Genomic DNA, 19,005 nt, shown 5'->3' with positions numbered 1-19,005 from the left:
CCAACCTCACGGCCCCGACGTTCCTGGCCCCATAGGATCCCTATATGACACCCAATCGAGGGCTCGCGCTCTTCAGGTACTGGTTTGCCCTGCTCGGATTCCTGGCCATACTTTTCCAGCTGACACACCTGCTCCAGAACGTTCCCGGCGCCTCCGCAGGGAACTTCTTCAGCTACTTCACCATCGAATCAAACATCATCGCCGTCATCGCCCTGGCGATCGCCGGCCGGTACGCGTGGAAAGGCGAAAGCCCCCGCTGGCTTGAACTCCTGCGCGGAGCCGCGACCATCTACATGACCATCACCGGGATCGTTTACAACCTTCTGCTGAGCAACATCGACGTCAACACTCCAATCCCCTGGATCAACGTCGTGCTGCACTACACCATCCCGACGATCATGGTGATCGACTGGCTTGTTGACCTGCCCAAAGCCAGGGTCCCTGTCCGCACCTCGCTGATCTGGCTCGCGTTCCCCCTCCTTTACCTGATCTACAGCCTGATCCGCGGTCCCATCGTCGACTGGTACCCCTACCCGTTCCTGGACCCCCGGGTCAGCGGCTACGGAACCGTCGCCGCCATGGCGCTGGCCATCGCGGCAGGAGCCTTCCTCTTCGCCCTCATCGCGGCGTTCTCCACGCGACTTCACATCGCCCCGAGACCTGCCGGAGTCACCTCCGGCGCCACCGAGGCACCCCTTCAAGTCGACGCCAGCACCATCTAAGGACCGGTCATTCAGAAGAGACCCGGCTGCTTCCGCCGGGTCTCTTTTGTCTCTCAGGACCCGACCCGACACGGACCGGGTGTCGTTCCTGGCGAGCCGATGTCCCGCTGGAGGTGGGCCGGTCAGTGCCTCTCGTATTCGACGTCGAACGGCATGGCTGAAGCATTCCACATGCCACGGAAGTAAAGACAGGCGAACGAGGTTGCCCAATGCACGGCAGCTTTCCTGAGGTCAGGCACGGCAGGCGGGGGATTCCCGTTGATGACCGTGCAAAGCCCGAAATCGAACGGCCAAGCGGGCCGAATCCGCTCCCGGCGACCGTTGGTGGACTCGCCAGCAGACGGTCTTTCCGCGTATGTTGGTGAGGGCGCCTTGTGGCGCGCTTCACGTTTCAATTGGCGCGCTTCATATATCAAATGAAGAAATGGTCCTTTGCAAATCGGAAAAACCTGGATGCAGTGCCGCATCCAGGACCCGACGAGAGAATGTCGAAGGCGGCCTTGTACCCGCGTTCAGGAGGATAACAATGACCGGTAAATTTGAACTCTTCACCGACGAGGACATGTATTTCAGATTCAGGCTGAAAGCCCCCGACGGAACCGTGGTAGCCATCTCCAGGCCGTTTTCGGATAAGTCGGCTGCTGTCTCCGGCATCAGCGCGGTGCGCGAGTATGCCGGGCTGGGCCTCATCACCGATCTCTGCCCCGAAGTCCCCGCCAGCGGATCATCAACATGGCCTCCTGCCCTCGACACCACCCCGGCGCCCGCAGTTAGCCATTTCTCCGACCTGCCGCAGCCCACGGCGGGAACCCACTCGCCCGCAACATGCCAGCCCGCCGTCGCTCGCCGGCGCGTTTCCGCCGCCAGATCAAACAAGGTTGCCTGAACACCGCGCGCATGGGAGCCGTAGGAATAGATTGGGCAGGCTTGTTGTTAAGCTGCCCCATGATCGGGTCGACACGCTGATCGGGGCCGGAGCCGGCACTCCGTTCGACGCCGGAAAGGGCCGTGCGATGAAGGAGTGGCTCACCGTCACGGCCGACGATGAGGAGTCATGGCTGGCCCTGGCCCGTGAGGCCTTGGACTTCGTGGGGTCTGCGCACCATTGACCTGCGGCGTGCCCGGCGTGGTTGAGTGGCTCTTGAACACCTTCGCTACGGGGCCTACGGTTGAAGAAATAGGGAAAGGGTGACCGCGGTGGAAATCTTCATGTGGTGGCTGGATCTGGATCTGGCGAGCAAGGAGTGGCTGCGGGAAAACCTGCGCGCCGCCGAAGTGCCCTTACCGGTGCTGCAGGGCATCGCGGAGGCCGGCGGCCCCCACCCCGACAATGTGGCGGCCGTGCTCACCGCCGCCGACTGGGACTTCATCGAGACCCAGTCCGAATTCGTGGACTGATTTCCGGCGTCGTCCGTTGAGTGGAAATAACCATTGCGGCCGCCCGGCCGGAGTGGTTGCATGGGGGGCATGGCTACCGAAGAGAGTTATGTCCTGGCGATCGGCACGAAAAAAGGGCTCTGGCTCGCGACCAGTCCCGACCGCAAGGACTGGTCCCTGTCCGGTCCGCATTTCCTGATGAGCGAGATCCCCAGCATCGGCATCGACACGCGCGACGGCCGGACCCGGATCCTGGTCGGCGTCAGGTCGGAACACTGGGGTCCTACCGTTTTTCACTCCGATGACCTGGGCGGGACGTGGAGCGAGCCGGAGCAGGGCGCCATCCGTTTCCCCGAAGACACCGATGCCGCCCTCGAACGCGTCTGGCAGATCCACCCGGACGCCGAGTCCCGCCCCGGCGTCGTCTGGGCCGGCTGCGAGCCGATCTCCGTCTGGAAGTCCACCGATGGCGGCGAACACTTCGAGCTGAACCGGGGACTCTGGGACCACCCGCACCGCACCGAATGGGGAGCCGGGTATGGCGGCGCCGCGGCGCATTCGATCGTCGTCGACCCCACGGGAGAGAAGGTCCATGTTGCCATGAGCACCGGCGGGGTCTACCGCTCGCTCGACGGCGGCACCTCCTGGGAGCCCCGGAACAAGGGGATTTCGGCGTACTTCATGCCCGATCCCAACCCGGAATTCGGCCAGTGCGTCCACAAGATTGCGGCCGACGCCGCCGTCGACGGCCGCCTCTACGCGCAGAACCACCACGGCGTCTACCGCAGCGACGACGACGCCGAGCACTGGCAGTCGATCGCTGAAGGGCTGCCGGCGGACTTCGGCTTCGTGATGCTCACCCATCCGCGCCGGGCAGGCACCGCCTGGGTGATCCCGCTGAAAGCTGACGGTGAAAGGATCCCGCCGGAAGGCAAACTTGCCGTCCACCGGACCGACGACGCCGGCGCGAGCTGGAAACGGCTCGACTCCGGCCTTCCGCGGGCTGAGTTCAACGCCGTGCTCCGGGACGCCGCGTGCGTCGATGCGGCGGAGCCGGCCGGCGTGTACTTCGGGACACGCGGCGGGAGCGTCTACGCCAGCGCCGACGAGGGCGAACACTTCACCGAAGTGGCCTCCCACCTGCCGGACGTGCTGTGCGTGCGGGCCGCGGCCGTGTCCTCCGCACCCGTACCCGTTGCCGCGCCCGGCGTCGCCGTGAACGCCTGAGCGTCCATGACTGAGATCAGCGTCCTGCTTCCCAGCGTGCTCCAGCCGCTCGCCGGCGGGCAGTCCGTCCTGACTGCGCCCGCCGGCGCGGCGGTGACTGTTGCGGCGGTGCTGGACTCGGTGACCGGGGGCTACCCGGCGCTTTCCAGGCGTTTGCGGGATGAAACCGGGGCGGTCCGGCGCTACGTGAATATCTACGTCAACGGGAATGAGATCCGCCGGCTGCAGGGCCTGGCCACCGAGGTCTCCCCGGGCCAGGAACTGCTGATCATCCAGTCGGTCGCGGGAGGCTAGCGGTCTCAGGCGACCCGCCAGAGGCTGCACTCGTCAGTGTTGATGGCCTTGCGTGTGCCGGACTGCCGGTCCATGATCCAGACGACGCCGATTCCTGGCGCGGTTTCTTGCACGCTGCCGCGGCGGATCACGACGTCGTCGTAGTTCGGGCCGATCCGCAGGCGGGCCTCGATCTCGTCGCCGCGGTGCAGCTGATCCACGGCGCGGACGCGGGTCACATGGGCTTTGGCTTCCTTCAACATGGCGGGGCCTCCTGGACTGGAGCTGGTGCCTGCTCTTGCCGGCACTTCCAGTGTGACGTGCCTATGTTGCGGCGGCGTTTCGGCCCGGTAAGCGGTGCGTAAGCTCTGGGTAAGGTTTGGGTGCCCGCCCGGCAAAACTGTCCTCAGGGGTGTGTCGAGGAATACCTGCCGGCGGGGGCTGGCGGCGAGCGGACCGCCGGGTAAGAATGGGGCCTATGCGACTGCCCCTGATGCCCCCGATCGCGCCGATGCTGGCGAAGGCCGCGAGTGCGCTCCCCGGGGGAACCGGGGACTCGGGCTCCGGGGACTCCGGGCCGGGGTGGAGTTTTGAGCCGAAGTGGGACGGTTTCCGGTCCATCATCTTCCGCGACGGTGAGGAGGTGGAGATCGGCAGCCGCAACGGTAAACCCCTGACCCGTTACTTCCCGGAGCTGGTTGAAGCGCTCAAGGCGAACCTGCCGCCGCGCTGTGTGGTCGACGGTGAAATCATCCTGGTGGGCGCTTCCGGGGACCGGCTCGACTTCGATGCGCTCCAGCAGCGCATCCATCCGGCCGCGAGCAGGGTGCGGCTGCTGGCCGAGGAGATTCCGGCGAGTTTTGTGGCGTTTGATCTGCTGGCGCTGGCTGAGGAGGACTTCTCCGCGCGGCCCTTTTCCGAGCGGCGCGGCGCGCTGGAACGGGCGCTGGCCGGGAGTGCCGCGCCCATCCATCTGACGCCCGCGACCCGGGACCGGGAGACCGCCGGGCAGTGGTTCAGCCAGTTTGAAGGGGCCGGCCTGGACGGGATCGTGGCCAAAGCCCTGGACGGTACGTACCAGCCGGATAAACGCGCCATGGTCAAGATCAAGCATGAACGCACCGCGGACTGCGTCCTCGCCGGGTACCGGGTGCACACGTCCGGGCCGGACCGCATCGGGTCGTTGCTGCTGGGCCTTTACGACGACGACGGCGTCCTCGCCAATGTGGGTGTGGTGGGCGCCTTCCCGATGCAGCGCCGCAAGGACCTCTTCGAGGAGCTCCAGCCCCTCGTCACCGGCCTCGAGGACCACCCGTGGACCCCGGCCCGGCAGGAGGAGGGCGCCCGGACGCCGCGGAATGCGGAGGGCAGCCGGTGGAGCGGGGGCAAGGACCTGTCCTTCACACCGCTCCGCCCGGAACGCGTCGTGGAAGTGAAATACGACCACATGGAAGGCGTGAGGTTCCGCCACACGGCGCAGTTCGTGCGCTGGCGCCCGGACCGTGATCCGCGCTCCTGCACCTATGAACAGCTCGAGGAGCCGGTCTCCTATGACCTGGCCCAGGTGCTGGAAACCGGCGGCCGCTAGACACTCGCGCCAACGCAGACGGCGGCCCGTCCCGGGAAGGGGCGGACCGCCGTCGTAGGTGTTGCCGTTGAGCCTTAACGCAGTCCGAGTTCCTGGGTGGGGACCTTGAACGTTTCCTTGGCGGTCAGTGCCGAGACGGCAGAGATGACGCAGATGACCGCGGTGAAGATGCTGATCTGCACCCAACCGCCGGGCTTTATGCCGCCCATGGCTGCCACGATCGCCGGGGCAAAGCCGGCCATCAGGAAGCCGAGCTGGGTGCCGATCGCCAGGCCGGAGAAGCGGACCCTGGTGCTGAACATTTCGGCGTAGAAGGACGGCCAGACGGCGTTGGAGGCCGCGTAACCGAAGGAGAAGAAGCCGATCGCGGCGAGGAACATCAGCGGGACGCTGCCGGACTCCAGGCTCAGCAGGAACAACGGCGTCAGGACCGCGCTGGCCAGGGCACCGTAGATGAACACCGGCTTGCGGCCGATCCGGTCCGCAAGCTTGCCGAACAGCGGCTGCGTGCCCAGGGCGACCAGGTTGGCGCCGACAACGAGCCACAGCGTGGTGGCGCCGTCCACACCGGCGACGTTCTTGGCGTAGCTGATGGCGAGCGTGCCGAACACGGTGGAGACTGCGGCGATGAAGGCGCAGGCGACCACGCGGAGGACATCGCGCCAGTGGTCCTTGAGGAGGTCGGCGACGGGGAGCTTGGAGATCTGGGCGGACTTTTGGGCTGCCTCGAAGGCCGGCGGCTCGTGCAGCGTCCGGCGGATGAAGAACGCAACCACAACGACGACGGCGCTGAGCCAGAACGGGATGCGCCAGCCGATGCCGTATTTGATCTCGTCAGGCAGGGCCAGGACCGGAATGAAGACGAGGGCCGCGAGGATCTGGCCGCCCTGGGTGCCCGTGAGCGTCCAGGAGGTGAAGAAGGAGCGGCGGTTATCCGGGGCATGCTCCAGCGTCATGGAAGAGGCGCCGGCCTGCTCGCCGGCTGCGGACAGACCCTGGCAGAGACGCGCCAGCACCAGAAGGACGGGGGCCCACCAGCCGACGGTCTTGAAGTCCGGCAGGCAGCCGATCAGGAAGGTCGACGCGCCCATCAGCAGCAGCGTGAACATGAGGACCTTCCGCCGGCCCACCCGGTCACCGAAGTGGCCCAGGATGACGGCGCCGACCGGCCGGGCGACGTAGGCGAAGCCGAAGGTTGCGAAGGACATGATCGCCGCGTTGGCGTCGGCGTCCGGGAAGAAAACCTTGGGGAAGATCAGGGCGGCGGCGGAGCCGAAGATGAAGAAGTCGTAATACTCGACGGCGCTGCCCAGGAAGCTGGCGAGGGCCGCCTTTTTCGGTGTCCCGGCCGGTGCGGCAGTGCCCGGCGTCGTGGACGGGAGTGTCTGGCTCATGTGTTCCTTTGGTGTGACGACATTGTCGCGGATGGATCAGGAAGGTCTCAGCCGCCGCATGATTCAAGTGTGCGGTAGCCGGAGGTCCGTGGAAAGACCCGGACTAGTAGCCACATTGTGGGAGCTACTCGTGCGATGTAGCAATCATGGCTGTGAGCGGTGTCACCTGTCAAGCAAAATAATCACCATCTAGAAATAGCTCTCACTATGTGAGAGCATTGAGTCATGAGTGTGAACCAAGACACAGAATCGACCGAGACTGACGCCCCTCCGACGCCGGCAGCCAAGTCCCCCAAGTCTCCGAAGGAGGACTCCCGGACGGACATGGTGGGCAAAGCCCTGGGCCTGCTGGTCCTGCTGGGTGACGAGCCCCGCGGGGCTAGCGCTGCCGAGCTGTCCCGCCGGGCAGATCTGCCGTTCAGCACCACCTACCGCCTGCTGGGCTCCCTGACCAGGGACGGTTTTGTGGACTACGAACCGGACGGCCGCCGCTACCACCTGGGCCTGCGCGTCTTCCAGCTCGGACAGCGGGTTTCCAACCACCACGGCTTTGCCGGCACGGCCCTGCCCATCCTGCGCCGCGTCACGCAGGAGACGGGGGAGGCCACCATCCTGTCCGTGCGCGACGGGGTCCACCATCTCACCGTCAACAAAGTGGACGGGCCGCAGACCTTCCGGGTCACGAGCGATCCCGGCCACCTCGGCGCGCTGCACACCACCTCGGTGGGCAAGGCGCTGGTGGCCTTTGCTGATGAAGCCGCGCGCGCCGAGCTCGTGGAAGGCCTGGAGCTGGCGCCGCTGACCGAGTTTTCCATCACGGACCGTGAGGCCTTCCGGGCAGAGATCGAGCTGGTCCGGCGCCGCGGCTACGCCACCATGGACGAGGAGAACGAGCTGGGCATGCGGGCCATTGCGGTCCCGGTCTTCAGCTCCCAGGGCCAGGCCTTTGCATCCCTGGCCACCGCCGTACCGGTCTTCCGGATGAGCATGGAGGCCCTCGTGGCTCTTGTGCCGCTGCTGCAGTCAGCAGCGGCGGAGCTGTCCGCCAGGCTTCCGCAACGGTGAGGACGGCCATGAGTCGTCATCACCTGTTCGCTACTAGAACAACCGTGCAAGATGTGAACATTTGCGCTACAGTAATCCCCATCCCCCGGCCCGCCGGCGACGCCCTGGGCGTCCCCGCCGGCCGAGTGCCGTTGTCAAAGGAGCTATACGGATGAGCAATCGAGCAGAGTCCTTCCTCGTGGGACTGGTGGGTGACGGCGTGATGCCGTCACTTACTCCCTATATGCACGAACGCGAAGGCGACCTCCAGGGCCTCCGGTACCTCTACCGCCCCATCGACCTCCTGGAGCTGGGGCTCCCCGGCGCGGCCGTGGGCGAGCTCCTCACCGGCGCGCAGCGCCTCGGCTTCAACGGGCTGAACATCACCCACCCGTGCAAGCAGCTGGTCCTGGAATGCCTGGATGAGGTCACGCCCGACGCCCGGCGCCTCGGCGCGGTGAACACAGTGACCATCCGGGACGGCCGATTCGTCGGCCACAACACCGATTTCTCCGGCTTCGCCGCGGCCCTGGCCTCGGGCCTGCCCGGCGCCAAGCTGGACCGCGTGGTGCAGCTGGGCGCCGGCGGTGCCGGGTCCGCCGTCGCCTACGCCCTGCTCACCGCCGGGGTCCAAGAACTCGAGCTCGTGGACACCTACGCCGGGCGCTGCGCGGCGCGCGCCACCGAACTCGCCGGGTTCTTTCCGGACCAGAAAGTCACGGCCCGGACGACGGCGGAGCTGCCGCGGCTGATGCCGCAGGCCGACGGTCTGGTGCACTGCACCCCGGTGGGCATGGCCGCCCACCCGGGCGTTCCGCTGGACATGTCCCACGTGGAGTCCCGGCACTGGGTCGCGGACATCGTCTACCGCCCGATCGAGACCGAACTGGTCCGCGAGGCCCGGGCGAAGGGCTGCGAGGTGCTCGACGGCGGACGGATGGCCGTCGGCCAGGCTGCCGACGCCTTCCGGATCTTCACCGGTCTCGAGCCCGATGCGGAGCGTATGCGGGCCCACTTCCTGGAGCTCGTCGCCGCGGAAGAGGTGGCCGCCTGATGCGCACCGGAATCGCCACCGTGTGCCTCTCCGGCACGCTGCGGGAGAAGTTGCAGGCCTGCGCCGTCGCCGGCTTCGACGGGATCGAGATCTTCGAGCAGGACCTCGTCACGTCCCCGCTGAGCCCGGAGGACGTCCGGAAGATGGCCGCGGACCTGGGCCTGAGCCTGGATCTCTACCAGCCGTTCCGCGACTTCGACAGCGTCCCGGAGGAACTGCTCGCCGCCAACCTGCGCCGCGCGGAGGCCAAGTTCCGGCTGATGTCCCGCCTCGGCATGGACACCGTCCTGGTCTGCTCCAACGTGGGCACCGCCAGCATCGACGACGACGACCTCCGCGCCGCCCAGCTTTCCCGGCTGGCCGGGCTCGCCGCCGACCACGGCATCAAGGTGGCCTACGAGGCGCTCGCGTGGGGCAAATATGTCAACGACTACGAGCATGCCCACCGGCTGGTGCAGACGGTGGACCACCCCAATCTGGGCACCTGCCTGGACTCCTTCCACATCCTGTCCCGTGACTGGGACACCGCGCCGATCGAGTCCTTCAATCCGGACAAGATCTTCTTCGTGCAGGTCGCCGATGCGCCGAAGCTGTCCTTGGACGTGCTGTCCTGGAGCCGGCACTACCGCGTGTTCCCGGGCGAGGGGCAGTTCGAACTCGCCAAATTCCTGGGCCACGTGGTCCGGGCCGGCTACACCGGACCGGTCTCCCTCGAGGTCTTCAACGACGTCTTCCGCCAGTCCGACGTCGAACGCACCGCCGTGGATGCCATGCGCTCGCTCATCTGGCTGGAGGAACAAAGCGCCAAGTGGCTCGACGCGAACCCGGCTGCCGCCGGCCCGGACGGCCAGTCCGCCGGCCTCGTCCCGGGTACCCGCCGCCGGTACCCGATGGAACTGGCCACGCTCCCGCAGGTGGCCGAACCCGCCGGTTTCAACTTCGCCGAGGTCCGGGCTGCGGACACCGCCGCGCTGGAGACCCTGCTGGGCCAGCTCGGCTTCGCGTTCAACGGCCGGCACCGGACCAAGAACGTGCAATTGTGGACCATGGGTCACGCCCGCGTCATCATCAACGAAGAGTCGGCGGGTGCCGAAAGTTCCGGGACGGCCACCGCCCCTGCCATTTCCGCTGCCATTTCCGCGGTGGGGTTCGACGTCGATTCCCCGGTGATTGCCGCCGCCCGCGCCCAGCAGCTCAAGGCCCCGGCCGTGCCGCGCAAGAGCCAGGCCGACGAGGAGATCTTCCAGGGCTTCGCGGCCCCGGACTCCACCGAGATCTTCCTCTGCCAGGGCAGCCCCGACGGCACCGCCGCGTGGACCCGGGAATTCGGCGAAGGACTGGAACTCCCCGCCGCGGGCCGGGCCGGGGCTCCGGGCGCCGTGATCGACCACGTCAACCTCGCCCAGCCTTGGCAGCACTTCGACGAAGCCGTGCTCTTCTACACGAGCGCCCTCGCGCTGGAACCGCAGCCGTACGCCGAAGTCGCCAGCCCCACCGGGCTGGTCCGCTCCCAGGTGATGCTGACCCGGGACCGCGGCGTCCGCCTGGTGCTGAACCTGGCCCCGCTGCTCCAGCAGGAAGGGACCACGCCGAGCGCGGCAGGGACCGGCGGCACCGGCCAGCGCCGGAGCTACCAGGAACACATTGCCTTCGCGGTGGACGACCTCGTGGCGACGGCCCGCGCCGCCCAGGCCCGCGGCCTGGACTTCCTGCGGATCCCGGAAAACTACTACGAGGATCTGGAGGCGCGGTTCGACCTGGAGCCGGCTTTCCTGGCCACCCTCCGGGAGCTCAACCTGCTCTACGACCGCGATGCCGACGGCGAATTCCTGCACTTCTACACCGCCACCGTCGGCAGCGTGTTCTTTGAAATGGTGGAACGCCGCGGCGCCTACGACGGCTACGGGGCACCGAACGCCCCGGTGCGGCACGCCGTCCAGTACGACCACCTGCACCAGCTGAAGCCCACCCCCTGAGCCGAACCCCCTGGCCGAACCGACCAGTACCCACACCCAACGAAAAGGAGGCTGCCGTGCCTGAAGAGATCAACCTCGAGGTCTACAACGCGGATCCGCTCACCGAGGACGTGTCCGACAAAGCCACCGGGGCCGCACCGACGACGCACCCGCCGCTGGATGCCGCCGCGGAGTCGCAGGCGGACCTCAGCGCCGAGATGAAAGCCCTTGGCGACGCCTACGCACAGGCGCTCCAGAACGGCGCCCCGGCCGAGGTCCAGCCCCGGCTGGACTACGCGCCCTACCGCAGCAGCATCCTGCGCCATCCGACCAAGGACCTGCACCACGCGGACCCGGAAACCATCGAGCTGTTCTCCCCGGCGTTCGGGCACATGGACGTGCACGCGCTGGAATCGGACCTCACCATCCAGCACAACGGGGAACCGCTGGGCGAACGCATCGTCGTCTCGGGCCGCGTGCTCGACGGCGACGGCCGTCCCGTGGCCGGGCAGCTCGTGGAGATCTGGCAGGCCAACTCCGCCGGCCGCTACATCCACAAGAGGGACCAGCACCCGGCCCCCCTCGACCCGAACTTCACCGGCGTCGGCCGCTGCATCACGGGTGCCGACGGCTCCTACAGTTTCACCACCATCAAGCCCGGCGCCTACCCCTGGAAGAACCACCTCAACGCCTGGCGCCCGGCGCACATCCACTTCTCGCTGTTCGGCCAGGAATTCACCCAGCGGATCGTCACCCAGATGTACTTCCCCGGGGACCAGCTCTTCCCGCTGGACCCGATCTACCAGTCCATCGTGGACAAGGACGCCCGGGACCGGCTCGTGGCCACGTACAACCACGAGCAGACCAGGCCCGAATGGGCGCTGGCGTACAACTGGGACATTGTCCTGACCGGGTCGAAGCGGACCTGGACCGAGAACGAGGCCCTGGGAGCAGAAAGTGATGATCATGAGTAACCCCACCAAACTCACCCCCACCCCCGGACAGACCGTCGGACCGTTCTACGGCTACGCGCTGCCCTACCCGAAGGACCGCGAGCTCCTGGCTCCCGGCTCCCCGGGCTCCATCCGGCTGCAGGGCACGGTCTACGACGGCGCCGGACACCCGATCCCGGACGCGATCCTGGAAATCTGGCAGGCCGACGCCGACGGCAATGTCCCGCAGCACGCGGGTTCGCTCGTGCGGGACGGCTACACCTTCACCGGCTTCGGCCGCAGCGCGGTGGGCAACACCGGGGCCTACACCTTCACGACGGTGAACCCGGGTCCCACAGAAGAAGGCGCGGCGCCGTTCATCTCCGTCGCGGTCTTCGCCCGCGGCCTGATGAACCGGCTCTTCACGCGTATCTACCTGCCGGAAAACGAGAAGGCCCTGGCCGCAGACGCGCTGCTGTCCTCGCTCGAGCCGGAACGCCGCCAGACGCTGATCGCACGCCGGGACGCCGACGGCGGCCTGACCTGGGACCTCCGGCTCCAGGGCGAGGGCGAGACCGTGTTCCTCGACTTCCATGGAACAAAAACACAGGACGCCTCGAAGTGACATCCTTCGAATCCGACGGCGGCGCCGGCCTGCACGGCGATTTTGGCCTGCTGAGTCCCGTGTCGGCGTCGCCCTTTGTGGCGGCGCTGACCGGGGACCGGGCTGTCCTGGCCGCCATCCTGCAGGTCGAGGCCGCCTGGGCCCAGGTCCTGGAGGTGGCGTCCCTCACCCCGGCCGGTTCCGCCGCCGTGGTGGCGGCAGCAGCCGACGTGAGCCGATACGACGTCGTGGACATCGCCGTACGCGCCCAGGGCGGCGGTAACCCGGTGATCCCGCTGCTGGCAGATCTCCGTGCCCAGATCCGGGCCCTCGACACCGGCGGAATCGGCGCTGACCTCGCCGTACACGCCTCGCTGACCAGCCAGGACGTCCTCGATACGGCCCTCATGCTGCTGGCCCGGGACGCCCTCCGCGGGCTCTTCACCGAGCTCGTGGCAGCGACTTCGGCGCTGTCCGCCCTCGCGGAACAGCACGCGGAAACGCTGTGCGTGGGCCGCAGCCTGACCCAGCATTCGCTGCCGTTCACATTCGGGCTCAAGGCCGCGCAATGGTTCGCCGGACTGGCCGCCGCGGCGCGCCGGCTGGGGGCCATTGAACTGCCGGTACAGGCCGGGGGAGCGGCCGGAACCCTGGCCGCGGGCACCGTGCTGACCGCCGGCATCGCAGTCACGCCCTTTGACCTGGCCGACCGTCTGGCCGCCGGACTGGGCCTCGCGCCCGTCCCCGCGCCGTGGCACACCAACCGGCTCGCCGTCACCGCACTGGGCGATGCCCTGGCCGCCGTGACCGACGCCGCCGGCAAGATCGCCGCCGATGTGCTCTTCCTGAGCCGCCCGGAAGTCGCCGAGCTGGCCGAGCCGCGCGCCGCCGGCCGGGGAGGCTCCTCGGCCATGCCGCAGAAGCAGAACCCCGTGCTGTCCGTGCTGATCCGCAGCGCAGCCCTGCAGGCACCCGGGCAGGCCGCCCAGCTGCACCTCGCCGCCGCCAACTTCAACGACGAACGCCCCGACGGTGCCTGGCACAGCGAATGGCCGGCGCTCCGCCAGCTGCTCCGGCTCGCCCTCGGTGCCGCCGGGCAGCTCCGCGAACTCGCCGAAGGGCTGCAGGTCTTCCCCGGCGCCATGCGCCGCAACCTCGGCCTCTCCGGACCGCTGCTGCTCAGCGAGGGCGTATCCGCTGCGGTGGCACCGCTCCTGGGACCGGACGATTCAGGCCATACCGGCAAGCAACAGCTCCAGGCGGTCGTGGACCAGGCGCTCCGGGCACCGGCTTCGGAACAGGCCTCCACCTACCGCCGCCTCCTCCGCGCGGCCGTCCCGGACGAAAAACTCTCCGACGCCCGGCTTGAGGAACTGCTGGATCCGGCGAACTACCTCGGCCTGGCCGCCGAAATTTCCCGCCGCATCCTCGCGGCCTACCCCGAGTACGCCGGAACCGCAGCCGGCGCCCCCGACGCCTCACCGACCCCCGACCTGAACGGAGCCTCCCGTGGCTAGACCAACAGTCAAGGCAGTACTGCTTTCCCCCCAGCGCCCGCTCGGGGACAAGCCCCTCCTGGTGCTGGGGCCGTCCCTGGGCACCTCAACGTTCCTGTGGACCCAGGCCGGAGCGCTGCTCGGGGAGCAGGACGTCGACGTCGTCGCCTGGGACCTTCCCGGCCATGGCATCTCGCCCGCCGCCACGGAAACCTTCAGCGTCGCGGAACTGGCCGACGCCGTCGTCGAGCTGGTCGATTCGATCGCGCCGGGTGCGCGCTTCCACTACGCCGGCGTCTCCCTCGGCGGCGCCACCGGGCTGCAGCTGGGGATCAAGCACGGCGAACGGCTCAAGAGCCTGTCCGTGCAGTGTTCCGGGGCGAAGCTCGGAACCCCCGAAGGGTGGCTGGAACGCGCCGACACCGTGCGCACCCAGGGCACCCCGGTGATGATCCAGGGCTCGGCGCAGCGCTGGTTCGGCCCCGGCTTCATGGACCGCGAGCCCGAGCGCAGCAGCCGCCTCTTGCACGCCCTGCGCGATGCCGACCGCTTCAGCTACGCCTTCTGCTGCGAAGCCCTCGCCGCCTATGACGTCCGGAACAACCTCGGCAGCATCAGCGTCCCCACCCAGGCCGTCGCCGGCGCGCACGACACCGTCGCCCCGCCGTCGTTCGCCGAGGAGATCGCCGAAGGCATCACCGCGGGCGGAGGCACCGCGAGTGCCGTGACACTCGGGGGCGTGGCACACCTGGCTCCGTTTGAGGCACCCGCGCACGTTGCCGAACTGCTGCGGAGCCTCATCGCCTGGACCGAATCCCGCGGAGCCGGCAAGTGACGGCCGCCGAGCGCAGCGGACCGGAAAGAAATGGCGTTGTCCAGCCCGACGCCACCAGCCAGCAAATCTACGACGGCGGCATGGCCGTCCGCCGCGAGGTGCTCGGGGCCGCGCACGTGGACCGCGCCAACGCCACCAAGGATGCCTTCACCGAGGACTTCCAGGACATGATCACCCGCATCGCCTGGGGCGGCATCTGGACCCGGCCGGGCCTGACCCGGCAGATGCGCTCCGCTGTCACCATCACCGCGATGGTGGCCCACGGGCACTGGGAAGAACTGGCCATGCACATCCGCGCCGCCCTCACCAACGGCCTGAGCAGGGACGAGGTCAAGGAAATCCTGCTGCAGACCGCCATCTACTGCGGGGTTCCCTCCGCCAATACCGCCTTCAAGACCGCCCAGCAGGTGTTTGCCGAGCTCGACGCAACCGCTACTCCACCCAACTAGGCAGCACTAAGTGTCGTTTTGGGCCCTCATAACGACAATTACTGCTACCTAGTTGGGTACCCACAGCCTTTCCCCGGAGCTTTCGCTCACACAGAATCAGAGGAGCAAAATGAATCAGGCTTTTGTGTACGACGCCGTGCGGACACCCTTCGGCAAGTTCGGCGGCAGCCTCGCCGCCGTCCGCCCGGACGACCTCGCCGCGCACGTAATCGGCGAGATCGTCAAGCGCGCCCCGAAGCTCGACGTCGAGCAGATCGACGAAGTAGTGTTCGGCAACGCCAACGGCGCCGGCGAGGAAAACCGCAACGTCGCCCGGATGGGCACCTTGCTGGCCGGGCTGCCGGTCTCGATCCCGGGCACCACCGTCAACCGGCTCTGCGGCTCCTCGCTGGACGCGGCCATCATCGCGTCCCGCCAGGTCAACACCGGCGACGCGGAGCTGATGCTGATCGGCGGCGTCGAATCCATGAGCCGCGCCCCCTGGGTGTTGCCCAAGACCGAGAAGCCCTACCCGGCAGGGGACCTCACCCTGGCCTCCACCACGCTGGGCTGGCGTCTGGTCAACAAGGCGATGCCCGCCGAGTGGACCATCTCCCTGGGCGAGGCCACGGAACGGCTACGCGAAAAGTACGGCGTGACCCGCGAACAGCAGGACGAATTCTCCGCCAGCTCGCACAATCTCGCCGCCGCGGCCTGGGATGAAGGCTTCTACGACAACCTCGTCACCATGGTGCCGGGCACAGGCCTCACCCGCGACGAGGGCATCCGCGCCGGCTCCTCGGCCGAGAAGCTTGCCGGGCTCAAGACCGTGTTCCGCACCGAGAACGGCACCGTCACCGCCGGCAACGCCTCCCCGCTGTCCGACGGCGCCTCCGCGGCCTGGCTCGGCAGCGAGAACGCCGCCGGCATGCTCGGCCTGGAGCCGCTGGCCCGCATCGCCGGCCGCGGCGCGCACGCGAATGATCCCCAGTTCTTCGGCTACGCCCCGGTGGAGGCCGCCAACAAGGCCCTCGCCAAGGCCGGCATCGGCTGGGACCAGGTGGGCGCCGTCGAACTCAACGAGGCCTTCGCCGCGCAGTCCCTGGCCTGCATCAACGCCTGGGGCATCGACCCGGGAATCGTGAACCGGCACGGCGGCGCCATCGCCATGGGCCACCCGCTCGGCGCCTCCGGCGGCCGCATCCTCGGCACCCTGGCCCGCAGCCTGCAGGCCTCCGGTGAGCGCTGGGGCGTCGCCGCGATCTGCATCGGCGTCGGCCAGGGCCTGGCCGTGGTCCTTGAAAACGTCACCGCTTCCGCCGTACCGTCGGCAAAAACAGTCACAGTAAAGGGATAGGACATGCTGAACTTCGTAGACAGCGTCGGCGAGGCCGTCGCCGGCGTCAAAGACGGCTCCACGGTGATGATCGGCGGCTTCGGCAACGCCGGCCAGCCGTTCGAACTCATCGACGCCCTGATGGACTGCGGCGCCACGGACCTGACGGTGGTCAACAACAACGCCGGCCAGGGCGACCAGGGCCTCGCGCTGCTGATCAAGGAAGGCCGGGTGAAAAAGATGATCTGCTCCTTCCCGCGGCAGTCCGACTCCTGGCACTTCGACGCCAAGTTCCGCGCCGGCGAGATCGAGCTCGAACTCGTGCCGCAGGGCAACCTGGCCGAGCGGATCCGCGCCGCCGGCGCCGGGATCGGCGGCTTCTTCACCCCCACCGGCTACGGCACCACGCTGGCCGAGGGCAAGGAAACCCGCATCCTCGACGGCCGCGGCCAGGTCTTCGAGACCCCCATCCACGCCGACGTCGCCCTCATCAAGGCGCTCACGGCGGACGGGAAGGGCAACCTCGTCTACCGCAAGACCGCCCGGAACTTCGGCCCCATCATGGCCGCAGCCGCCAGGCACACCGTGGTCCAGGTGTCCGAGATCGTGCCCACGGGCGGCCTCGACCCGGAAATCATCGTGACCCCCGGAATCTACGTCAACAGCATTGTGAAGGTGGCCTGAGATGAGCGTCCAGACGAGTATCCAGACCTCCGACAAGCCGCTGGGGCGCGATGACCTGGCCCGACTGGTGGCCCGGGACATCAAGCCGGGCTCCTTCGTGAACCTCGGCATCGGCCAGCCCACGCTGGTCTCCAACTATCTTGCGCCGGAGCAGAACATCACGCTCCACACCGAGAACGGCATGCTCGGCATGGGCCCGGAAGCCACCGGGGACCAGATCGACGGCGACCTCATCAACGCCGGCAAGATCCCGGTGACCGAACAGCCCGGGGCGTCCTACTTCCACCACGCCGACTCCTTCGCGATCATGCGTGGCGGGCACCTGGACATCTGCGTCCTCGGTGCCTTCCAGGTCTCGGCCACCGGGGACCTCGCCAACTGGCACACCGGTGCGCCGGACGCGATCCCGGCCGTCGGCGGCGCGATGGACCTCGCCACCGGGGCCAAGGACGTCTTCGTGATGATGACGCTCCTGACCCGCGACGGGGTGTCCAAGCTCGTGGAAGCCTGCACCTATCCGCTGACCGGGATTGGCTGCGTGACGCGCGTGTACACGGACAAGGCGGTCTTCCTGACCGGACCCGAGGGAGTCGAGGTCCGGGAAACCTTCGGCTGCACCCTGGCGGAGCTGCAGGCGATGGTGCCCGTGCCGCTCAAGGCCGCGGCCGCCGTCTGACCCTGGGGCCGAACGGGCACTTCAGGCCCGCAAATCGGCGGTTTCGGGGCCTGAAGTGCCCGTTCGCGCGGGATAGCGCGGGATAAAGTGTTGCGAGACCGAGAGGCGTGGAAATGATTGAGGCAGCAAGCGGCGTCAGGAGCGGTGGCGCACCCGCGGCCAGCGACCAGTACGTGCAGTCGCTGGCGCGCGGGCTCGCGGTGATCCGGGCCTTCGACACGGACCACCCGAAGATGACGCTGACCGAGGTGGCCGCCCGGACGGACCTGACCCGGGCCACCGCCCGGCGGTTCCTGCACACCCTGGTGGAGCTGGGGTACGTCCGCACCGACGGCAAGGTCTTCGCGCTGACCGCCAGAGTGCTGCAGCTGGGCTACGCCTACCTGTCCGGGCTGTCCCTGCCGCAACTCGCACAGCCGCATCTCGAGGAGCTGTCGCTCCAGCTGGGCGAATCGACCTCGGCCGCCGTGCTGGACGGGACGGACATCGCCTACATCGCCCGGGTGGCCACCCGCCGGATCATGACCGTTGGCATCACGGTGGGCACCCGGTTCCCGGCCTACGCGACGTCGATGGGCCGGGTCCTGCTCGCGGCGCTCCCGCCCGCCGAGCTCGCGCAATACCTCGCCGCCGCCGAGATCCGCCCCCTGACGCCACGGGCAATCGGCACCGGGGAGGCGCTGCAGGCTGAGCTGGCTGTGGTGCGCTCGCAGGGCTGGTGCCTGCTGGACCAGGAACTCGAACTCGGGCTGATGTCCGTCGCGGCGCCGGTCCATGACGGGCCCAAGGTGGTCGCCGCGATCAATGTCTCGCTGCAGGCCCAGTCCGTGGCCGCGCAGCCGGACCCGGAGGCCTACCTGGACTCGGTGCGGAAGGCTACCGTGGCCACCGCGGCACTGGTCTCCGCGGACCTGTCCGGCGGGCGTTAGCTGTCAGCTCTCGGGGTCTTTGACCGGTGCCGTGGACACGGTGATGGTGACCCCGGAGGCGTCGTCACGGATCTTGAGGTGCAGTTCCCTACCCACGAGTGAGGAGTGGATGTCCTCGCTGTCCTCGGGTGCGAGCTGCTCAGCCAGCCGCGTGACCGCCAGTGCCATCGCCCGTCCCCAGTCATGGGGATCCGTGCTGGACGCCTCAGCCTCGGCTGAGTAGTTTTCCTGTGGTTCGGTCATGTGCCCCCGCCTCCATTGTCCGGAGCGCGGCCTGTCCGGCTGATCCGGGCAGGCATCCGGCCGGCTGTCAGAAAAGCCCGGCACGCTCCAGTACATAAGCATGGCCAGTTTAGTGACGGCGGTGCGGCAACGTCCATGATCGGCGGCCCCGCTGCCTAAGTTACGCGGGGAAATCCCGCTAGGATTTCACTTCGGGACACTTCCCGCC

Annotated in this window: 22 protein-coding genes; 19 read left to right on the top strand and 3 right to left on the bottom strand. The window is 68.1% G+C overall.

From position 1 onward, the window contains the following. Positions 1-44: 44 nt before the first annotated feature. The 6 genes from ACQCSU_RS10855 to ACQCSU_RS10830 all read left to right on the top strand — a co-directional run bounded on the left by ACQCSU_RS10855 (position 45) and on the right by ACQCSU_RS10830 (position 3,620). Positions 45-722 carry a Pr6Pr family membrane protein gene (locus ACQCSU_RS10855; protein ID WP_426975256.1) on the top strand — a complete coding sequence of 226 codons (678 nt, stop codon included), beginning with the start codon at positions 45-47 and terminating at the stop codon, positions 720-722. Between the two features lie 526 nt (positions 723-1,248). Beyond that, the gene (locus ACQCSU_RS10850; protein WP_426975255.1) at positions 1,249-1,608 is read left to right on the top strand and encodes a YegP family protein; all 360 of its coding nucleotides are present in this window, start codon (positions 1,249-1,251) and stop codon (positions 1,606-1,608) included. Between the two features lie 31 nt (positions 1,609-1,639). Then, positions 1,640-1,831, top strand: a complete 192-nt coding sequence (locus ACQCSU_RS10845) for a hypothetical protein (protein ID WP_426975254.1) — start codon at positions 1,640-1,642, stop codon at positions 1,829-1,831. Between the two features lie 88 nt (positions 1,832-1,919). Next, a complete protein-coding gene (locus ACQCSU_RS10840; RefSeq protein WP_426975253.1) occupies positions 1,920-2,120 on the top strand; it encodes a hypothetical protein in 201 nt (66 codons plus the stop codon). A gap of 60 nt (positions 2,121-2,180) precedes the next feature. Further along, complete coding sequence (locus ACQCSU_RS10835; protein ID WP_426975252.1) at positions 2,181-3,326, top strand: WD40/YVTN/BNR-like repeat-containing protein; 1,146 nt, start codon at positions 2,181-2,183, stop codon at positions 3,324-3,326. 6 nt (positions 3,327-3,332) lie between these two features. Beyond that, on the top strand, positions 3,333-3,620 hold the full coding sequence (locus tag ACQCSU_RS10830) for a MoaD/ThiS family protein (protein ID WP_354239038.1): 288 nt from the start codon (positions 3,333-3,335) through the stop codon (positions 3,618-3,620). Between the two features lie 5 nt (positions 3,621-3,625). Here the strand turns inward: ACQCSU_RS10830 and ACQCSU_RS10825 are convergent, their stop codons facing one another. After that, entirely contained in the window at positions 3,626-3,862 is a 237-nt protein-coding gene (locus ACQCSU_RS10825; RefSeq protein ID WP_354239040.1) for a hypothetical protein, read from the bottom strand. A gap of 215 nt (positions 3,863-4,077) precedes the next feature. Between ACQCSU_RS10825 and ACQCSU_RS10820 the strand changes: the two genes are divergently transcribed. Beyond that, positions 4,078-5,187 (top strand): ATP-dependent DNA ligase, encoded by a 1,110-nt coding sequence (locus tag ACQCSU_RS10820; RefSeq protein WP_426975250.1) that lies wholly within the window; start codon positions 4,078-4,080, stop codon positions 5,185-5,187. 74 nt (positions 5,188-5,261) lie between these two features. Here the strand turns inward: ACQCSU_RS10820 and ACQCSU_RS10815 are convergent, their stop codons facing one another. Continuing rightward, on the bottom strand, positions 5,262-6,581 hold the full coding sequence (locus ACQCSU_RS10815; protein WP_426975248.1) for an MFS transporter: 1,320 nt from the start codon (positions 6,579-6,581) through the stop codon (positions 5,262-5,264). A gap of 225 nt (positions 6,582-6,806) precedes the next feature. On the opposite strand from ACQCSU_RS10815, the gene ACQCSU_RS10810 reads away from it, so the two are divergent. From ACQCSU_RS10810 to ACQCSU_RS10755, 12 genes are all read left to right on the top strand, one after another. Next, positions 6,807-7,646, top strand: coding sequence for an IclR family transcriptional regulator (locus tag ACQCSU_RS10810; RefSeq protein WP_426975246.1), 840 nt, complete (start codon positions 6,807-6,809; stop codon positions 7,644-7,646). A gap of 151 nt (positions 7,647-7,797) precedes the next feature. Continuing rightward, positions 7,798-8,679, top strand: coding sequence for a shikimate dehydrogenase (locus tag ACQCSU_RS10805; protein ID WP_426975245.1), 882 nt, complete (start codon positions 7,798-7,800; stop codon positions 8,677-8,679). After that, a complete protein-coding gene (locus tag ACQCSU_RS10800; RefSeq protein ID WP_426975244.1) occupies positions 8,679-10,655 on the top strand; it encodes a bifunctional sugar phosphate isomerase/epimerase/4-hydroxyphenylpyruvate dioxygenase family protein in 1,977 nt (658 codons plus the stop codon). The genes ACQCSU_RS10805 and ACQCSU_RS10800 overlap by 1 nt, the downstream gene beginning before the upstream one ends. Positions 10,656-10,711: 56 nt before the next feature. Continuing rightward, positions 10,712-11,608, top strand: a complete 897-nt coding sequence (gene pcaH / locus ACQCSU_RS10795; protein ID WP_426975243.1) for a protocatechuate 3,4-dioxygenase subunit beta — start codon at positions 10,712-10,714, stop codon at positions 11,606-11,608. Next, positions 11,601-12,191 carry a protocatechuate 3,4-dioxygenase subunit alpha gene (gene pcaG / locus ACQCSU_RS10790; protein ID WP_426975242.1) on the top strand — a complete coding sequence of 197 codons (591 nt, stop codon included), beginning with the start codon at positions 11,601-11,603 and terminating at the stop codon, positions 12,189-12,191. Before pcaH ends, pcaG begins: the two co-directional genes overlap by 8 nt. After that, positions 12,188-13,687: a lyase family protein gene (locus ACQCSU_RS10785; protein WP_426975241.1), complete on the top strand. Its 1,500-nt coding sequence runs from the start codon at positions 12,188-12,190 to the stop codon at positions 13,685-13,687. The genes pcaG and ACQCSU_RS10785 overlap by 4 nt, the downstream gene beginning before the upstream one ends. Then, positions 13,680-14,501, top strand: coding sequence for an alpha/beta fold hydrolase (locus tag ACQCSU_RS10780; protein WP_426975240.1), 822 nt, complete (start codon positions 13,680-13,682; stop codon positions 14,499-14,501). Before ACQCSU_RS10785 ends, ACQCSU_RS10780 begins: the two co-directional genes overlap by 8 nt. Further along, positions 14,498-14,950: a 4-carboxymuconolactone decarboxylase gene (gene pcaC, locus ACQCSU_RS10775; protein WP_426975238.1), complete on the top strand. Its 453-nt coding sequence runs from the start codon at positions 14,498-14,500 to the stop codon at positions 14,948-14,950. Before ACQCSU_RS10780 ends, pcaC begins: the two co-directional genes overlap by 4 nt. A gap of 109 nt (positions 14,951-15,059) precedes the next feature. After that, positions 15,060-16,286: a thiolase family protein gene (locus ACQCSU_RS10770; protein WP_426975237.1), complete on the top strand. Its 1,227-nt coding sequence runs from the start codon at positions 15,060-15,062 to the stop codon at positions 16,284-16,286. Positions 16,287-16,289: 3 nt separating this feature from the next. After that, complete coding sequence (locus ACQCSU_RS10765) at positions 16,290-16,949, top strand: 3-oxoacid CoA-transferase subunit A (RefSeq protein ID WP_426975236.1); 660 nt, start codon at positions 16,290-16,292, stop codon at positions 16,947-16,949. Between the two features lies 1 nt (position 16,950). Further along, positions 16,951-17,625: a 3-oxoacid CoA-transferase subunit B gene (locus ACQCSU_RS10760; protein ID WP_426975234.1), complete on the top strand. Its 675-nt coding sequence runs from the start codon at positions 16,951-16,953 to the stop codon at positions 17,623-17,625. A 113-nt stretch (positions 17,626-17,738) separates the two neighbouring features. Next, entirely contained in the window at positions 17,739-18,554 is an 816-nt protein-coding gene (locus ACQCSU_RS10755) for an IclR family transcriptional regulator domain-containing protein (protein WP_426975233.1), read from the top strand. A 3-nt stretch (positions 18,555-18,557) separates the two neighbouring features. Here ACQCSU_RS10755 and ACQCSU_RS10750 read toward each other — a convergent pair whose 3' ends face one another. Next, positions 18,558-18,797: a hypothetical protein gene (locus ACQCSU_RS10750; RefSeq protein WP_426975232.1), complete on the bottom strand. Its 240-nt coding sequence runs from the start codon at positions 18,795-18,797 to the stop codon at positions 18,558-18,560. Positions 18,798-19,005 lie beyond the last annotated feature (208 nt).

The sequence above is a fragment of the Pseudarthrobacter sp. O4 genome (assembly GCF_050157025.1).
Lineage (GTDB): Bacteria > Actinomycetota > Actinomycetes > Actinomycetales > Micrococcaceae > Arthrobacter.
The sequence above is the reverse complement of the archived record's forward strand: the minus strand, read 5'-3'. Positions and strand labels throughout refer to the sequence as shown.